The sequence below is a fragment of the Streptomyces sp. NPDC090022 genome (assembly GCF_044748145.1).
Lineage (GTDB): Bacteria > Actinomycetota > Actinomycetes > Streptomycetales > Streptomycetaceae > Streptomyces.
Genome location: NZ_JBIVFN010000012.1, coordinates 169711 through 184362 on the forward strand (window position 1 = coordinate 169711; position 14652 = coordinate 184362).

Genomic DNA, 14652 nt, shown 5'->3' on the forward strand with positions numbered 1-14652 from the left:
CCGTCACACCCCTGCTCTCACCCCCACCTCCGTCGGAGGGGGCTCCGCCGGGGCCCGTGCGTCCGCCTCCCGTTGGCGTTCCGCGCTGTCGCTGATGCGCAGGAGGAGGGCGATCATGATCCAGTTGGCCAGGAGGGACGAGCCGCCCTTGGCCAGGAAGGGCAGGGCCTTGCCGGTCAGCGGGATCAGGCCCGTGACGCCGCCCGCCACCACGAAGACCTGGAGCGCCAGCGCCGTGGACAGGCCCACGGCCAGCAGCTTGCCGAAGGGGTCGCGGGCGCCCAGGGCCATGCGCAGGCCGCGCTGGACCAGGAGGGCGTAGATCACCAGGACGGCCATGACCCCGGCGAGGCCGAGCTCCTCGCCGACCGTCGTCAGGATGAAGTCGGTCCGGCCCGCGAACTTGATCAGCTCCGGGTGCCCCAGTCCCAGCCCCGTGCCCGACATCCCGCCGGTGCCGAAGCTGAACAGGGCCTGCGCCGACTGGTCGGACGTCAGCCCCGGGGGCCGGGTCCCCTCCGGCCAGTAGATGGCCATCGGGTTCAGCCAGGCCTGGACCCGGTTCTTCACGTGCGGCTGGGTCGAGCCGACGGCGAACGCCCCGACCGCCGCCATGGCCAGGCCGCACACGATCCACGACGTCCGCTCCGTGGCGACGTACAGCAGGACCACGAACACACCGAAGAAGATCAGCGACGTGCCGAGGTCGCGCTCGAAGATCAGCACCAGCATGGCCAGCAGCCACACCGTGATGATCGGGCCGAGCTGGCGCATCGGCGGCATCCGCATCCCGAGGAACCTGCGTCCCGTCAGGGCGAGCGAGTCGCGGTGCTGGACCAGGTAGCCGGCGAAGAAGATCGCGATCATGATCTTCACGAACTCGCCGGGCTGCACGGAGAACGGGCCGATGTAGATCCAGCGCTTCGCGCCGTACGTGTCGGCGGGCATGAACGCCGGCGCGATCAGCAGCACCAGCGCGACGGCCATCGTCAGGTACATGAACCGCTGCAGATAGCGGTGGTCCCGCAGCAGCGCGACCGTCAGGACGCACGCCGCCACGCCGATGACCGTCCACAGCAGCTGCCCGGGCGCGTTCGCCTCCGAGCCGTACCGCTCGATGTACCCCTGGTCCAGCCGGTGCAGCAGCACCAGCCCCAGGCCCGTCAGCAGCATCGCCAGCGGCAGGACCAGCGGGTCCGCGTACGCGGCGAAGCGGCGTACGCCCAGGTGGGCCACCAGCGACAGCAGCGTCATGCTGATCGTGAAGCCGGTGAGGTCGGTCGGCAGCTCGCCGTTCATCGCCAGGCTCGCGCTCGCGTGCCCGAAGACGGTGATCGCGATGACGAAGAGGAGCAGCAGTGCTTCCGTACGGCGGCGGGCGCCCGCCGCCGTCAGGGGCCTCAGTCCACGCACGGGATACCGCCGCCGTCGATGGCGGTTCCGCTGTTGCTCCGGTGCGGGGAGGCGGGGGGTGAGGGCGGGGGTGACGCGGGGGACGACGGTGACGCGGGGGATGAGGGTACGGCGCCCGGTGCGGTGGGGGTCGCAGCGGCTTCGGGTCCGATCTGCTCGGCAATGAGGCGCTTTATCTTCATATCATCTACGACGTTGATGTCCTCCCCATGGTTCCTTCCGAACCGCTCCACCGGCAGGGTCGTGAACTCCACCTTGCCGCCGGACAGGTTCTTGGCCTGCTTGACGAACGACAGCAGGTCCCACCCCTCGTCCGTCACCACGTCCTGCTTCGCCGCGTCGATCAGCCGCAGCAGCTTGACCGGATCGGTGAAGGTCCCGGCCTGGTTCAGCTTGTACGTCGCCCCCGCCAGGAACGCCTGCTGCCGCTTCGTCCGGTCCAGGTCCCCCATCTCCAGCCCGACCCGCTGCCGCACGAACGCCAGCGACTGCTGCCCGTCGAGCGTCTGCCGCCCGGCCGGGAAGTCGGCGCCCGAGTTCTTGTCCTTCACCGGCTTGTTCAGGCACACCGGTACGCCGCCCAGCGCGTCGGCCAGGTGGTAGAAACCGGCCAGGTTCAGCTCGGCGAAGTGGTCGATCGGCACGCCGAGGAAGGAGCGAACGGTCTCGATCTCCGCCTTGCGGCCCGCCTCCCGCCCCTCCCGCTCCAGCTCGCGCTTGTCCTCGACGCCGCGCGCGGACAGCTCCTGCTCGCGCCGCGCCTTCGCCAGCCCGTACGCCTTCTTGATCTTGTCCTTGCCGGAGAAGCCGGGGACGCCCTTCAGCTCCACGAAGTCGTCGCGCGGCACCGAGAACGCCCGCGCCTTGCCGCCGTCGCCGGGTACGTGGAGCAGGATCAGCGTGTTGGTGTTGTAGCCGCCGATGTCGGAGCTGCCGGCGTGCAGCTTGTCCAGGACCTCCTCGGGCAGCGGCTCGCCGTTCTGGTCGCGGCGGCTGTCCAGCCCCATCAGCAGGATGTTGAGGTCGCCGTGCCGCGACTTCTCGCCGCCGCGCAGCGCCTTGGAGCTGCCGATGCTGGAGGCCAGGTCGTCGTACACGTACCAGGCGGTGCCGCCCACGAGTACGGTCAGCACACAACCCGTGGCCAGCAGCGTGCGGCCGAGCCGCTGCCGCCTGGTCGGCGGTGCGGACCGCCGCCCGGACCGGGGCCGGCGCCGGTTGCTCGTCGTCTTCCTCCGGTGCGCGCTCATGGCAGTCGATGCTGGGCCGCGGCCGCTGAGGGAAACCTGAAGATCCTGAAGGCCCCTTCAGGATTCTCAGGGGGATGCCTTTCCGCCGTCCTGCGCCACCGGCAGGTGCAGGACGAAGCGGGCGCCGCCGCCCTCGGCCGCCCCCGCCGCCTGCGCCGTCACCTCGCCCCCGTGCGCCCGCGCGATCTCGCGGGCGATCGCCAGGCCCAGCCCGGTGCCGCCGCTCGCGCGGCCGCGGTCGGCGTCCAGCCGTACGAACCGCTCGAAGACCCGGTCGCGGTCGGCTGCCGGGATCCCGGGGCCGTCGTCCGTGACCACGAGCACCGCCCGCCCCGGCTGCGCGTACGCCCGGACGGCGACCTCGGTACGGGCGTGCCGCAGGGCGTTGTCGACCAGGTTCGCCAGCGCCCGCTCCAGCCCGGCCGGATCCCCGGCGGCCGGGACCGGCGCGGGCGCCGCCACGCGCAGCCGCACCCGCGGCGCCCGCCGCCGCGCCGCGTCCTCGGCGGCCAGCAGCGCGAGGTCGACCGGCTCGGCGCGCGGCGGCGCCGGCCGGCCGTCGAGGCGGGCCAGGAGCAGCAGGTCGGCCGCGATCCGCTGGAGCCGCTCGGTGTCGGCGAGCGCGGCCGCGACCGAGGCGCGGTCGGGGCGGTCCAGGGCCACCTCCAGCCGGGAGCGGACGGTGGCCAGCGGGTTGCGCAGCTCGTGCGAGGCGTCCGCGGTGAACCGGCGCTGGCGGGCGTCGGCGGCCTCCAGCCGGTCGAGGGTCGCGTTGACGGTCCGGGCGAGCCGGGCGATCTCGTCGGCGCCGCCCGGGTCGGGAACCCGCCGGTCCAGCGCGCTGGCGGTGACCGCCGCCAGCGCGGTACGGATCGCGGTGACCGGGCGCAGCGCCTGCCCGGTCACCCACCACGCCAGTACCGCCGCGAAGGCGATCAGCGGGGGCGCGCCGGCGAGCAGGCCGACCGCGACGGCACGGGTGGCGTCGTCGACGTCACCGAGCACCGTCATGGCGTACACGGTGTGCGGATCGTGGGCCTGCGGCGGGCCCGGCGCCGCCACGGCCACCACCAGGCGCCGCTCGCCGCCGGGGCGGGCCGGCGGCAGCACGGCCGAGCGCGCGTCGCCGCCCGCCGGCTCCGGCAGCGCCGACCCGCCCGACCCGTCCCCGTACCTGTCGCCGCTCCCGCTCCCGTTCCCGCTCCCGTCTTCGTTCACGGCCCCGCTCGTCGCCACCGTCCTGCCCCGCGCGTCGCGTACGAGGACCAGGTCGACCCCGCCCTCCGGCGCGGGCAGCCGGCCGTCCGGCGGCAGGGTGCGCCCGTCGATCTGCGCGGCGACCTTGCGGGCGGCGAGTTCGGTTCGGCCGCCCGTGTTCTCCAGCAGGTTGGCGCGCAGCAGGGTGTGCAGCCAGAGCCCCCCGGCGGCCAGGACGGCCGTCATGGCGAGGGCGCCGGCGACCGCCGCCCGCGCGCGCAGGGTGCTCGCCACCGCCGTCACCCGCCGTCCGGGGCCAGCCGGTAGCCGGCGCCGTGCACGGTGACGATGGACCGGCGGCCGAAGGGGGTGTCGATCTTCCTGCGCAGCGAGGAGACGTAGACCTCGACGATGTTGGGGTCGATGGCGTCGGGGGAGTCCCACACCTCGTCGAGGATGTCCCGCTTGGCGACCGCCCGGCCCGGCTGCTCCATCAGGCAGGCGAGCACGCCCACCTCGCGGGCGGTGAGCTCGATGTCCCGCTCGCCGCGGCGGCAGCGCCGGGCGCCGGGGTCCAGGGTGAGGTCGCCGGCCTGGAGCGTGCTCGGCCGGGCGGCGGTGCCGGCGCGGCGGGCGAGCGCGCGCAGCCGGGCGCCGAGCACCACGAAGGAGAAAGGTTTCGTCAGGTAGTCGTCGGCGCCGGAGTCCAGGCCGTCGGCCTCGTCGTGCTCGCCGTCCTTGGCGGTGAGCATCAGGACCGGGGTGGGGTCTCCGTGGGCGCGCATCCGGCGGCAGATCTCGTGCCCCCCGGGGCCGGGGAGCATCACGTCCAGCAGGACGGCGTCGTAGGGGCCGCCGCTGAGCGCGAGCTCCAGGCCGCGGTGGCCGTCGTACGCGGTCTCGACCCAGTGGCCCTGCGCCGACAGGCCCCGCCGGAGGGACTCGGCGAGGCCTTCTTCGTCTTCGACCACGAGGATGCGCACCGCTCAACTGTCACATACCCGCCGCAATCACCCATTGGCCCGCTGTCGCGGGCCCTCACCCGCCGCTGCGTGAGCTGTCCATGATCGGGAACTTATCGGCGTCCAACACCCCGCCCGGCAGCATGCTTCAGACGCGACCGGGCGTGAATTGGCACTCCGCTTGACCGAGTGCTAATCACCGGAATAGTCTCGGGCCTGGCACTCGCCGCTGGTGAGTGCCAACACAGCGACGGGCAGGTCCGGCACCCGCGACGACGGATCGACCTGGTCGCCACACTCAGACAGTTAACCCCGTGAGATCTCCGAAGGGGGAGGTCGGATCGTGACGACCGCCAGCTCCAAGGTTGCCATCAAGCCGCTCGAGGACCGCATCGTGGTCCAGCCGCTCGACGCCGAGCAGACCACGGCTTCCGGCCTGGTCATCCCGGACACCGCGAAGGAGAAGCCCCAGGAGGGCGTCGTCCTCGCCGTGGGCCCGGGTCGCTTCGAGGACGGCCAGCGTCTCCCGCTGGACGTCCAGGTCGGCGACATCGTGCTGTACAGCAAGTACGGCGGCACCGAGGTGAAGTACAGCGGCGAGGAGTACCTCGTCCTCTCGGCTCGCGACGTGCTCGCGATCGTCGAGAAGTAATCACCTCTGAAGTTTTGCTTTTGAGCTGCGCCCCTGGTCACCCCGCTGATTGCCGGGCGGCGAGGGGCGCGGTTCGTTGAACCCGAGTTTCCGAGAGGGCTGAACCGCTCCCATGGCGAAGATCCTGAAGTTCGACGAGGACGCCCGTCGCGCCCTCGAGCGCGGCGTCAACAAGCTTGCCGACACGGTCAAGGTGACGATCGGCCCCAAGGGCCGCAACGTCGTCATCGACAAGAAGTTCGGTGCGCCCACCATCACCAACGACGGTGTCACGATCGCCCGTGAGGTCGAGATCGACGACCCGTACGAGAACCTGGGCGCCCAGCTCGTGAAGGAGGTGGCGACCAAGACCAACGACATCGCGGGTGACGGCACCACCACCGCCACCGTGCTGGCCCAGGCGCTGGTCCGCGAGGGCCTGCGCAACGTCGCCGCCGGCGCCTCCCCGGCCTCCCTGAAGAAGGGCATCGACGCCGCGGTCAAGGCCGTGTCCGACGAGCTCCTCGCGACGGCCCGCCCGATCGAGGACAAGTCCGACATCGCCGCCGTGGCCGCGCTCTCCGCGCAGGACCAGCAGGTCGGCGAGCTCATCGCCGAGGCGATGGACAAGGTCGGCAAGGACGGTGTCATCACCGTCGAGGAGTCCAACGCCTTCGGCCTGGAGCTGGAGTTCACCGAGGGCATGGCCTTCGACAAGGGCTACCTCTCCCCGTACATGGTCTCCGACCAGGAGCGTATGGAGGCCGTCCTCGACGACCCGTACATCCTGATCAACCAGGGCAAGATCTCCTCCATCCAGGACCTCCTGCCGCTGCTGGAGAAGGTCATTCAGGCGGGTGGCTCCAAGCCGCTGCTGATCATCGCCGAGGACGTCGAGGGCGAGGCGCTCTCCACCCTCGTCGTCAACAAGATCCGCGGCACCTTCAACGCGGTCGCCGTCAAGGCCCCGGGCTTCGGTGACCGTCGCAAGGCGATGCTCCAGGACATGGCCACCCTCACCGGTGCCACCGTCATCTCCGAGGAGGTCGGCCTCAAGCTCGACCAGGCCGGTCTGGACGTGCTGGGCACCGCCCGCCGCGTGACCGTCTCCAAGGACGACACCACGATCGTGGACGGCGCCGGCTCCTCCGAGGACGTCCTCGGCCGCGTCAACCAGATCAAGGCCGAGATCGAGGCCACGGACTCCGACTGGGACCGCGAGAAGCTCCAGGAGCGCCTCGCGAAGCTCGCCGGCGGCGTGTGCGTGATCAAGGTCGGCGCCGCCACCGAGGTGGAGCTGAAGGAGAAGAAGCACCGTCTGGAGGACGCCATCTCCGCGACCCGCGCCGCGGTCGAGGAGGGCATCGTCTCCGGTGGTGGCTCCGCTCTGGTCCACGCCGCCAAGGTGCTCGAGGGCAACCTCGGCAAGGAGGGCGACGAGGCCACCGGTGTCGCGGTCGTCCGCCGCGCCGTCGTCGAGCCGCTGCGCTGGATCGCCGAGAACGCCGGCCTCGAGGGCTACGTCATCACCTCGAAGGTCGCCGAGCTCGACAAGGGCCAGGGCTTCAACGCCGCCACCGGCGAGTACGGCGACCTGGTCAAGGCCGGCGTCATCGACCCGGTGAAGGTCACCCGCTCCGCCCTGGAGAACGCCGCCTCCATCGCCTCCCTGCTGCTCACGACCGAGACCCTGGTCGTCGAGAAGCCGGCCGAGGAGGAGGCCGACGCCCACGGTCACGGCCACGGTCACAGCCACTGACCCGTAGCGCCACGGATCGCCCACGGCGTTCGGAAGGCCCCGTTCCGCAGCTGCGGAACGGGGCCTTCCCGTGTCGTACGGGCCGGATCACGACTCGTACGGCGAGCCGGAGATGCCCATCTGGCGTTGCAGCTCACCGATGTTGTAGTGCCACCAGCCCTCGGTGATCTCACCGTTCTCGCAGCGGAACGTGGTGGTGCCCGACATCTCGTACGTCTTGCCGGTCGGGGCCGCCCCCATGAACTGGCCCGTGTGCTTGCCGTGCCACTTCCACACCGTGGTGACGAAGTCGCCCTCGGCGATCTGCGCCATCGGCTCGAAGGTCATGTCGAAGCCGCCGCGCCAGCCCTCGACGTCGGAGCGCAGGCTCTCCCGCCCGATGACGGTGGACTCCACCTTGCTGGCGTCGTGGTCGATGTAGTTCGTCGCGACGCACTCCTCGAGGGCGGCCATGTTGCCGTTCATGATGACGTCCTCGAACATCCGGTTCACCAGGTGCTTGTTGAGCTGCTCGTCCCGGACCACGTCCAGGTTGGTGAACTTCGGCATCCCGTCGCAGAGGGCCATCATCTCCTGGAACATCTTGTCCGTCTCCGGGAGACCGGAGTTGCGCATGGCGTCTTCGTACGACGGGAACTCGACGACGTCGACGTAGTGGTCCGCGTCGTCGCGGTCCTTTCCGATCAGGCTGTGGACGACGGTCCTGCGGCCCTGGCTCTGGGCGACGTACCGGTCCATGAGGTCGGACAGGTCGTCGTACCGGCGAGTCTTGTAATCGATTATCTGTACGAATGTCATGGTGGTCCTCCCGGATGGATGGGACGTGCCCAGTTTATTCCGGAATGTCCGCTACTGGGGGCCGTACTTCCGCCCCGTGCGGGACGACACCCCGCCCAACAGGCCGCGCGGCGTCAGCTTCACGACGCCCATCAGCGCCTTGTACCGCGGGTCCGGGATCGAGACCGTCCGGCCCCGCCCGAGGTCGGCGAGGGCTGCGGCGACCAGCTTGTCGGCGTCCAGCCACATCCAGTTGGGGATGTTGTCGGTGCCCATGCCGGCCCGCTCGTGGAACTCCGTCCGCACGAAGCCGGGGCACAGCGCCATCAGCCGTACGCCCGAGTCCGCCAGGTCCTTCGCCGCGCCCTGCGTGAACTGCACGACCCACGCCTTGCTCGCCCCGTACGTCCCGCGCGGCAGGAACGCGGCCACCGACGCCACGTTGATCACGCCGCCCCGGCCGCGCGAGCGCATGGACTCCGTGGCCGCCGAGGTCAGCCGCAGCACGGCCTCGATGTGCACCTTGAGCATGGTCAGCTCGTCGGCCATCGGGACGTCAAGGTAGCGGCCCTTGTTGCCAAAGCCCGCGTTGTTGACCAGCAGGTCCACCGGGTGCGTACGGTCGCTCAGGCGCGCCTCGACGGCACCGATGCCCTCGTCGGTCGACAGGTCCGCGGTCAGTACCTCGGCCTCGATGCCGTGCCGGTCGTGGAGCTCGGTGGCCTGCTCGGCCAGCCGCTCGGCGTCGCGGGCCACCAGCACCAGGTTGTGTCCCTGGGCGGCGAGCCGCCGGGCGAAGGCGGCGCCGATGCCCGCCGTGGATCCTGTGATCAGCGCAGTCGTCATGTGCGCAACCTAATGCCCCGGGGCGTTGCCGTACTTGGCGGTGTACGCGCGGGCCACCTCCAGCAGGTCCGACTCCATCCACTCGGCCGCCGCCAGCGTGCGCGGCAGCAGCCCGCGCTCCAGCGTGGCGGCCCGGAACAGCAGCGAGACGCTGATGTCGTGGCCGGGGCGGTGTTCGACGGTGACCGGGTCCCCGGCCTCGACGGCGCCGGGCTCGATCACCCGCAGCAGCGCGCCCGACGCGCCCTTCTGCGTGAACCGGCGCACCCAGGACGTCTCGCCGACCGCACCGGCGAAGGTCCGGCACGGGATGCGGCAGCCGGTGACCTCCAGCAGCGCGCCGCCCACCCGCCAGCGCTCGCCGACCAGCGCGCCCTCCACGTCCAGCCCGAGGGTGGTGAGGTTCTCCCCGAACAGGCCGTCGGCCAGCGGCCGGTCCAGCACGCGCTCCCAGTCGTCGAGCTCCTCGCGCGCGTACGCGTAGACGGCCCGGTCGGGACCGCCGTGGAAGCGCAGGTCGCAGATCGCGTCGCCCTCGACGCCGCCGCCCGCGGTGCCCTTGGGGCCGGGGACGGACACCTGGACCGGGCCGGTCACGGGCCGCTTGCCGATGCCCGTCATGCCGCCTTCGTTGTCGGTGTACGGCACGGCCGTCGCGAGGCCGATGCTGACGGAGAGGACTGTGCCGGTGCTGATGCTCATGCGGCCACGCTAACCCGCAGGGCCCCAAAGAATCTTCGTAATATTGGCGCGATCATCAAAGTCGCCCTTATGATCGTAGTGTGATCGAGGCACGTCATCTCCGGGTCCTGCGCGCCGTGGCCGGCACCGGGTCCTTCTCCGCCGCCGCCCGCGAACTGGGCTGCACCCAGCCGGCCGTCTCCCAGCAGATGAAGGCGCTGGAGCAGTCCGCCGGTACCCCGCTGCTCATCCGCACCGGCCGCGAGATGCGGCTGACCCAGGCGGGTGAGGCCCTGGTGCGCCACGCCGCCGGGATCCTGGCGGGGCTGACGGCCGCCGAGGAGGAGGTCGCCGCCATCGCGGGCCTGCGGGCCGGCCGGGTCCGGCTGGTCTCCTTCCCCAGCGGCAGCTCCACGCTCGTGCCCACCGCGCTCGCCGCGCTGCGCGCCGCCCATCCCGGTACCCGCGTCTCGCTGGTCGAGGCGGAGCCGCCGCGCTCGGTGGAGATGCTGCGCGAGGGCGACTGCGACGTGGCGCTCGCCTTCCGCTACGCCGGGCCCGCCTCCGCCGGCGCGGAGGGGGAGGGCTGGGAGGACTTCGTCGTACGCCCGCTGCTCACCGACCGGCTCGTCGGGCTGGTTCCCGAGGGGCACCGACTGGCCGGCGCCGCCGAGGCGGGCATGGCGGAGCTGGCCGGCGAGCCGTGGATCGCGGGCTGCCCGCGCTGCCGCCGCCATCTGGTCGAGGTGTGCGAGCGCGCCGGGTTCACCCCGCGCATCGACTTCGCGACCGACGACTACCCGGCCGTGGTCGGGCTGGTCGGGGCGGGCCTGGGGGTGGCGGTGCTGCCCGAGCTCGCGGTGGAGTCCGTACGGGCCAAGGGCGTGAGCACGCTGGCGGTCCGGCCCGCCGTGGAACGCGAGGTCGTGGCGCTGACCCTGCCGGACCTGGCGCGCGTACCGGCGGTGGCCGCGACGCTGGCGCAGCTGGAGCGGGCCGCAGCGCGCTGACCTCCGCGCGCTGACGCCCGCGCGCGCCGGCCCCCTCCGCCCGGGTGGCGGCGGGCCGGGCGCGCCGGATCAGAGGAAACGTTCCTTCTGTGAGTGGGGCGGTCAGTCGTCGTCGAGTTGACCGGTGGGGGTCACTCGTTCCTGCTCGCACTGGTCGCCGGGATCAGGCGGTGGCGGGCGCGGCCCATGAGCTCCTCGCGTTCGTCCTCGGTGAGGCCTCCCCATACGCCGTAGGGCTCGCGGACGGCGAGAGCGTGCGCGGCGCACTCCGCGCGCACCGGGCATCGCATGCAGACCTCTTTAGCCGAGGCCTCGCGCGCGCTCCGGGCCGCGCCCCGCTCGCCCTCCGGGTGGAAGAAGAGGGAGCTGTCGACCCCGCGGCAGGCGGCGAGGAGCTGCCAGTCCCAGAGGTCGGCGTTCGGTCCGGGGAGGCGGGAGAAATCTGCCATTGCTAGTCCTCGTTCAGCCGGTACTGAGGCGGATACGGTCCATGCGGCCACATCTACGATCAGATCAGACGTAAATATGACTGATGTGAATCTAGCCTCAGATACATGGCAAACGGAAGGAAAGCCGCCAAATAGGGCATAGCGCCAGATGGAGGACATGTGGCTTGTGTTGCCCACGCCGTGACGGCTTCCTCACGTAGAGTGCCGAAGGTGTCCGTCCGACCCGTAACTCTTTCGAGTGACCATCGTTGAGAGTGCGAAGGCGGTTGAACGAAGAAGTTCCCGGACAGATGTCCGAGAGCATCGACCGCACAGGTGACGATACGTACCAGCCTGGAGGCTCAAGGTGACGCGCATCAGCAGCTGCGGAGGGCGGTCATGACTTCCGTCCTCGTCTGCGACGACTCCCCGCTTGCCCGAGAGGCGCTCCGCCGCGCGGTGGCCACCGTGCCCGGCGTCGAGCGTGTGACGACGGCTGCCAACGGCGAGGAAGTCCTCCGCCGCTGGGGTGCCGACCGCTCCGACCTGATTCTGATGGATGTACGGATGCCGGGTCTGGGGGGTGTCGAGACCGTCCGCCGGCTGCTCTCGGCCGACCCCGGCGCCCGCATCATCATGCTGACGGTCGCCGAGGACCTGGACGGGGTGGCCCTCGCGGTCGCCGCCGGGGCCCGGGGCTATCTGCACAAGGACGCCTCGCGCGCCGAACTGCGGGCCACGGTCACCCAGGCCCTGGCCGACCCGACCTGGCGCCTGGCCCCGCGCCGGCTCCGCTCGGCCGAGATGGGCGCCGCGCCCACCCTCACCGCGCGCGAGATCCAGGTACTGGAGGGCATGAGCCACGGCCGCTCCAACGCGGAGATCGGGCGTGAGCTCTTCCTCTCCGAGGACACGGTCAAGACGCACGCGCGCCGGCTGTTCAAGAAGCTGGGCGCCTCCGACCGGGCGCACGCCGTGGCCCTCGGGTTCCGCTGGGGCCTGGTCCGCTGACGGCGGACCGCCCGTCGCCCGGGCAGGTGGCCGTGCGACGGGACCGGGCGGCTGGTCCGGACGGGTGACGTGGGCGGTCCGGCCGGGACGGTCCCGTCCGGACGCGACGGACGGGGCGGCGGCGCGGCCGCCCGCCCACCGGTGGACGCGCACTCGGGTTCCGCTGTACCCGCCGTACCCGGTGCGCACCGGGGGGTTGGCGGGGCACAATCCGGGGGACGTGTCGCTTCGTGCGCGATGCCGCATCCTTGAGGTGTGCCGCATTCTTGGAGATGTGGGTTCCTCGGGGACCATCCGGCGAGCGGGAGGGGAGGGCGCAGATGATGGGTTCCGGCGCGCCCGCTCATAACGCTTCGATGCACAACACCGGCCACGATGCCGCGAACGCCCCGGCGGCGAGGCACCATGGATTGATGCGCGACGACGAAGCCCTGGGGTCCCCCGCGGCCACAGGCACCACCGGCGCCGCCAAGAGCGGCTCCGCCGGGGGCGTCGGCGCGCTCGTCCGCCGCGCGGTGGAGGGCGACGAGCAGGCCACCCACGACCTGCTCGCCCATGTCCACCCGCTGGCCCTGCGCTACTGCCGCACCCGGCTCTCCCGGCTGCCCGGCGACGCCCGGCACTTCGTCGAGGACCTCGCGCAGGAAGTCTGCGTCGCCGTCCTGATGGCCCTGCCCCGCTACCGCGACACCGGCCGGCCCTTCGAGGCCTTCGTCTTCGCCATCGCCGCGCACAAGGTCGCCGACCTCCAGCGGGCCGCGATGCGGCACCCCGGCAGTACGGCCGTACCGTCCGACGAGATGCCGGAGCGGCCGGACGACTCCCTCGGCCCCGAGGAGCGGGCGCTGCTGAGCAGTGACGCCGAATGGGCCAAGAAGCTGCTGGCCAACCTGCCGGAGAACCAGCGGGAGCTGCTCGTGCTGCGGGTGGCCGTCGGGCTGACGGCGGAGGAGACCGGGCAGATGCTCGGCATGTCGCCGGGAGCGGTCCGGGTCGCCCAGCACCGGGCCCTGAGCCGGTTGCGGGCACTCGCCGAGCAGTGAGCCGAGCAGTGAGGAGAACGGCTCGTCCGCTCGTAGGAAGAGACGAAAATTTCCATCGATCTTGGTCGTGGAATGAGACGCCTCGCGATCCCGTTAGCATGGACATCCGCGCTGAGCAAGACCATCTGGGAAGGTGTCATGACTGTCAACGGTGACGGAGTGCCCGACAAATTCGCCACGCTCGGGCTGACCTACGACGATGTCCTGCTCCTGCCGGGCTCGTCCGACATGGCGCCGGACGAGATCGACACCTCTTCCCTCATCTCCAAGAACGTCCGGGTGAACGTGCCGCTGCTGTCGGCCGCCATGGACAAGGTCACCGAGGCGCGCATGGCCATCGCCATGGCCCGCCAGGGCGGCGTCGGCGTCCTGCACCGCAACCTCTCCATCGCCGACCAGGCCAACCAGGTGGACCTGGTCAAGCGCTCCGAGTCCGGCATGGTCACCGACCCGATCACCGTGCACCCGGACGCGACGCTGCGCGAGGCCGACCAGCTGTGCGCGAAGTTCCGCATCTCCGGCGTCCCGGTCACCGACCCCGCGGGCAAGCTGCTGGGCATCGTCACCAACCGCGACATGGCCTTCGAGTCGGACCGCAGCCGCCAGGTGCGCGAGGTCATGACCCCGATGCCGCTGGTCACCGGCAAGGTCGGCATCTCGGGCGTGGACGCCATGGAGCTGCTGCGCCGCCACAAGATCGAGAAGCTGCCGCTGGTCGACGACGCGGGCATCCTCAAGGGCCTCATCACGGTCAAGGACTTCGTCAAGGCCGAGAAGTACCCGAACGCCGCCAAGGACAAGGACGGCCGGCTGCTGGTCGGCGCCGCCGTCGGCGTCGCCGGTGACGCGTACGAGCGCGCCCAGGCGCTCATCGAGGCCGGCGCGGACTTCATCGTCGTCGACACCGCCCACGGCCACTCCCGCCTGGTCGGCGACATGGTCGCCAAGATCAAGTCGAACTCGACGGTCGACGTCGTCGGCGGCAACGTCGCCACCCGCGACGGCGCCCAGGCCCTCATCGACTCGGGCGTCGACGGCATCAAGGTCGGTGTCGGCCCCGGCTCCATCTGCACCACCCGCGTCGTCGCCGGCATCGGCGTCCCGCAGGTCACCGCCATCTACGAGGCCTCGCTGGCCGCCAAGGCCGCGGGCGTCCCGGTCATCGGCGACGGCGGCCTGCAGTACTCCGGCGACATCGCCAAGGCCCTGGTCGCGGGCGCCGACACGGTGATGCTCGGCTCGCTGCTCGCGGGCTGCGAGGAGTCCCCGGGCGAGCTGCTCTTCATCAACGGCAAGCAGTTCAAGTCGTACCGCGGCATGGGCTCGCTGGGCGCGATGCAGTCCCGCGGCGACCGCAAGTCCTTCTCCAAGGACCGCTACTTCCAGGAGGGCGTGGGCGGCGACGACAAGCTCATCCCCGAGGGCATCGAGGGCCAGGTGCCCTACCGCGGCCCGCTCGCCGCGGTCGTCCACCAGCTGGTCGGCGGCCTGCGCCAGTCGATGTTCTACGTCGGCGGCCGCACGGTGCCCGAGCTCCAGGACCGCGGCCGGTTCGTCCGGATCACCTCGGCGGGCCTGAAGGAGAGCCACCCGCACGACATCCAGATGACGGTCGAGGCGCCGAACTACTCCCGCCAGGGCTGA

At 71.5% G+C, this 14652-nt stretch carries 14 protein-coding genes; 6 read left to right on the plus strand and 8 right to left on the minus strand.

The features are described from left to right. Positions 1 to 3: 3 nt before the first annotated feature. From ACIPXB_RS22135 to ACIPXB_RS22150, 4 genes are all read right to left on the minus strand, one after another. Positions 4 to 1413 carry an FtsW/RodA/SpoVE family cell cycle protein gene (locus tag ACIPXB_RS22135; protein ID WP_401452449.1) on the minus strand — a complete coding sequence of 470 codons (1410 nt, stop codon included), beginning with the start codon at positions 1411 to 1413 and terminating at the stop codon, positions 4 to 6. Continuing rightward, a complete protein-coding gene (locus ACIPXB_RS22140) occupies positions 1401 to 2663 on the minus strand; it encodes an LCP family protein (RefSeq protein ID WP_401452451.1) in 1263 nt (420 codons plus the stop codon). The genes ACIPXB_RS22135 and ACIPXB_RS22140 overlap by 13 nt, the downstream gene beginning before the upstream one ends. 66 nt (positions 2664 to 2729) lie before the next feature. Next, positions 2730 to 4154, minus strand: a complete 1425-nt coding sequence (locus tag ACIPXB_RS22145) for a sensor histidine kinase (protein WP_401452453.1) — start codon at positions 4152 to 4154, stop codon at positions 2730 to 2732. 5 nt (positions 4155 to 4159) lie between these two features. Further along, positions 4160 to 4843 carry a response regulator transcription factor gene (locus ACIPXB_RS22150; protein ID WP_401452454.1) on the minus strand — a complete coding sequence of 228 codons (684 nt, stop codon included), beginning with the start codon at positions 4841 to 4843 and terminating at the stop codon, positions 4160 to 4162. 322 nt (positions 4844 to 5165) lie between these two features. Here ACIPXB_RS22150 and groES point away from each other — a divergent pair, with 322 nt between their 5' ends. Beyond that, a complete protein-coding gene (groES, locus tag ACIPXB_RS22155) occupies positions 5166 to 5474 on the plus strand; it encodes a co-chaperone GroES (protein ID WP_401452456.1) in 309 nt (102 codons plus the stop codon). Positions 5475 to 5586: 112 nt separating this feature from the next. Beyond that, complete coding sequence (gene groL / locus ACIPXB_RS22160; RefSeq protein WP_401452458.1) at positions 5587 to 7212, plus strand: chaperonin GroEL; 1626 nt, start codon at positions 5587 to 5589, stop codon at positions 7210 to 7212. Positions 7213 to 7299: 87 nt separating this feature from the next. On the opposite strand, the gene ACIPXB_RS22165 is transcribed toward groL, so the two are convergent. The 3 genes from ACIPXB_RS22165 to ACIPXB_RS22175 are packed head-to-tail and all read right to left on the minus strand — an operon-like array spanning position 7300 to position 9537. After that, entirely contained in the window at positions 7300 to 8010 is a 711-nt protein-coding gene (locus ACIPXB_RS22165; protein WP_401452460.1) for an ester cyclase, read from the minus strand. Between the two features lie 51 nt (positions 8011 to 8061). Continuing rightward, positions 8062 to 8835: an SDR family NAD(P)-dependent oxidoreductase gene (locus ACIPXB_RS22170; RefSeq protein WP_401452462.1), complete on the minus strand. Its 774-nt coding sequence runs from the start codon at positions 8833 to 8835 to the stop codon at positions 8062 to 8064. 9 nt (positions 8836 to 8844) lie between these two features. Then, entirely contained in the window at positions 8845 to 9537 is a 693-nt protein-coding gene (locus ACIPXB_RS22175) for an MOSC domain-containing protein (protein ID WP_401452464.1), read from the minus strand. An 80-nt stretch (positions 9538 to 9617) separates the two neighbouring features. Here ACIPXB_RS22175 and ACIPXB_RS22180 point away from each other — a divergent pair, with 80 nt between their 5' ends. Beyond that, on the plus strand, positions 9618 to 10526 hold the full coding sequence (locus ACIPXB_RS22180; RefSeq protein ID WP_401452466.1) for a LysR family transcriptional regulator: 909 nt from the start codon (positions 9618 to 9620) through the stop codon (positions 10524 to 10526). Positions 10527 to 10657: 131 nt separating this feature from the next. On the opposite strand, the gene ACIPXB_RS22185 is transcribed toward ACIPXB_RS22180, so the two are convergent. After that, the gene (locus tag ACIPXB_RS22185; protein WP_401452468.1) at positions 10658 to 10975 is read right to left on the minus strand and encodes a WhiB family transcriptional regulator; all 318 of its coding nucleotides are present in this window, start codon (positions 10973 to 10975) and stop codon (positions 10658 to 10660) included. A 378-nt stretch (positions 10976 to 11353) separates the two neighbouring features. Here ACIPXB_RS22185 and ACIPXB_RS22190 point away from each other — a divergent pair, with 378 nt between their 5' ends. The 3 genes from ACIPXB_RS22190 (at position 11354) to guaB (ending at position 14652) form a co-directional block, all read left to right on the plus strand. After that, positions 11354 to 11965 carry a response regulator transcription factor gene (locus ACIPXB_RS22190; RefSeq protein WP_003948568.1) on the plus strand — a complete coding sequence of 204 codons (612 nt, stop codon included), beginning with the start codon at positions 11354 to 11356 and terminating at the stop codon, positions 11963 to 11965. 413 nt (positions 11966 to 12378) lie between these two features. Next, a complete protein-coding gene (locus ACIPXB_RS22195) occupies positions 12379 to 13008 on the plus strand; it encodes a sigma-70 family RNA polymerase sigma factor (protein WP_401452470.1) in 630 nt (209 codons plus the stop codon). A 138-nt stretch (positions 13009 to 13146) separates the two neighbouring features. Continuing rightward, positions 13147 to 14652: an IMP dehydrogenase gene (gene guaB / locus ACIPXB_RS22200; RefSeq protein ID WP_401452472.1), complete on the plus strand. Its 1506-nt coding sequence runs from the start codon at positions 13147 to 13149 to the stop codon at positions 14650 to 14652.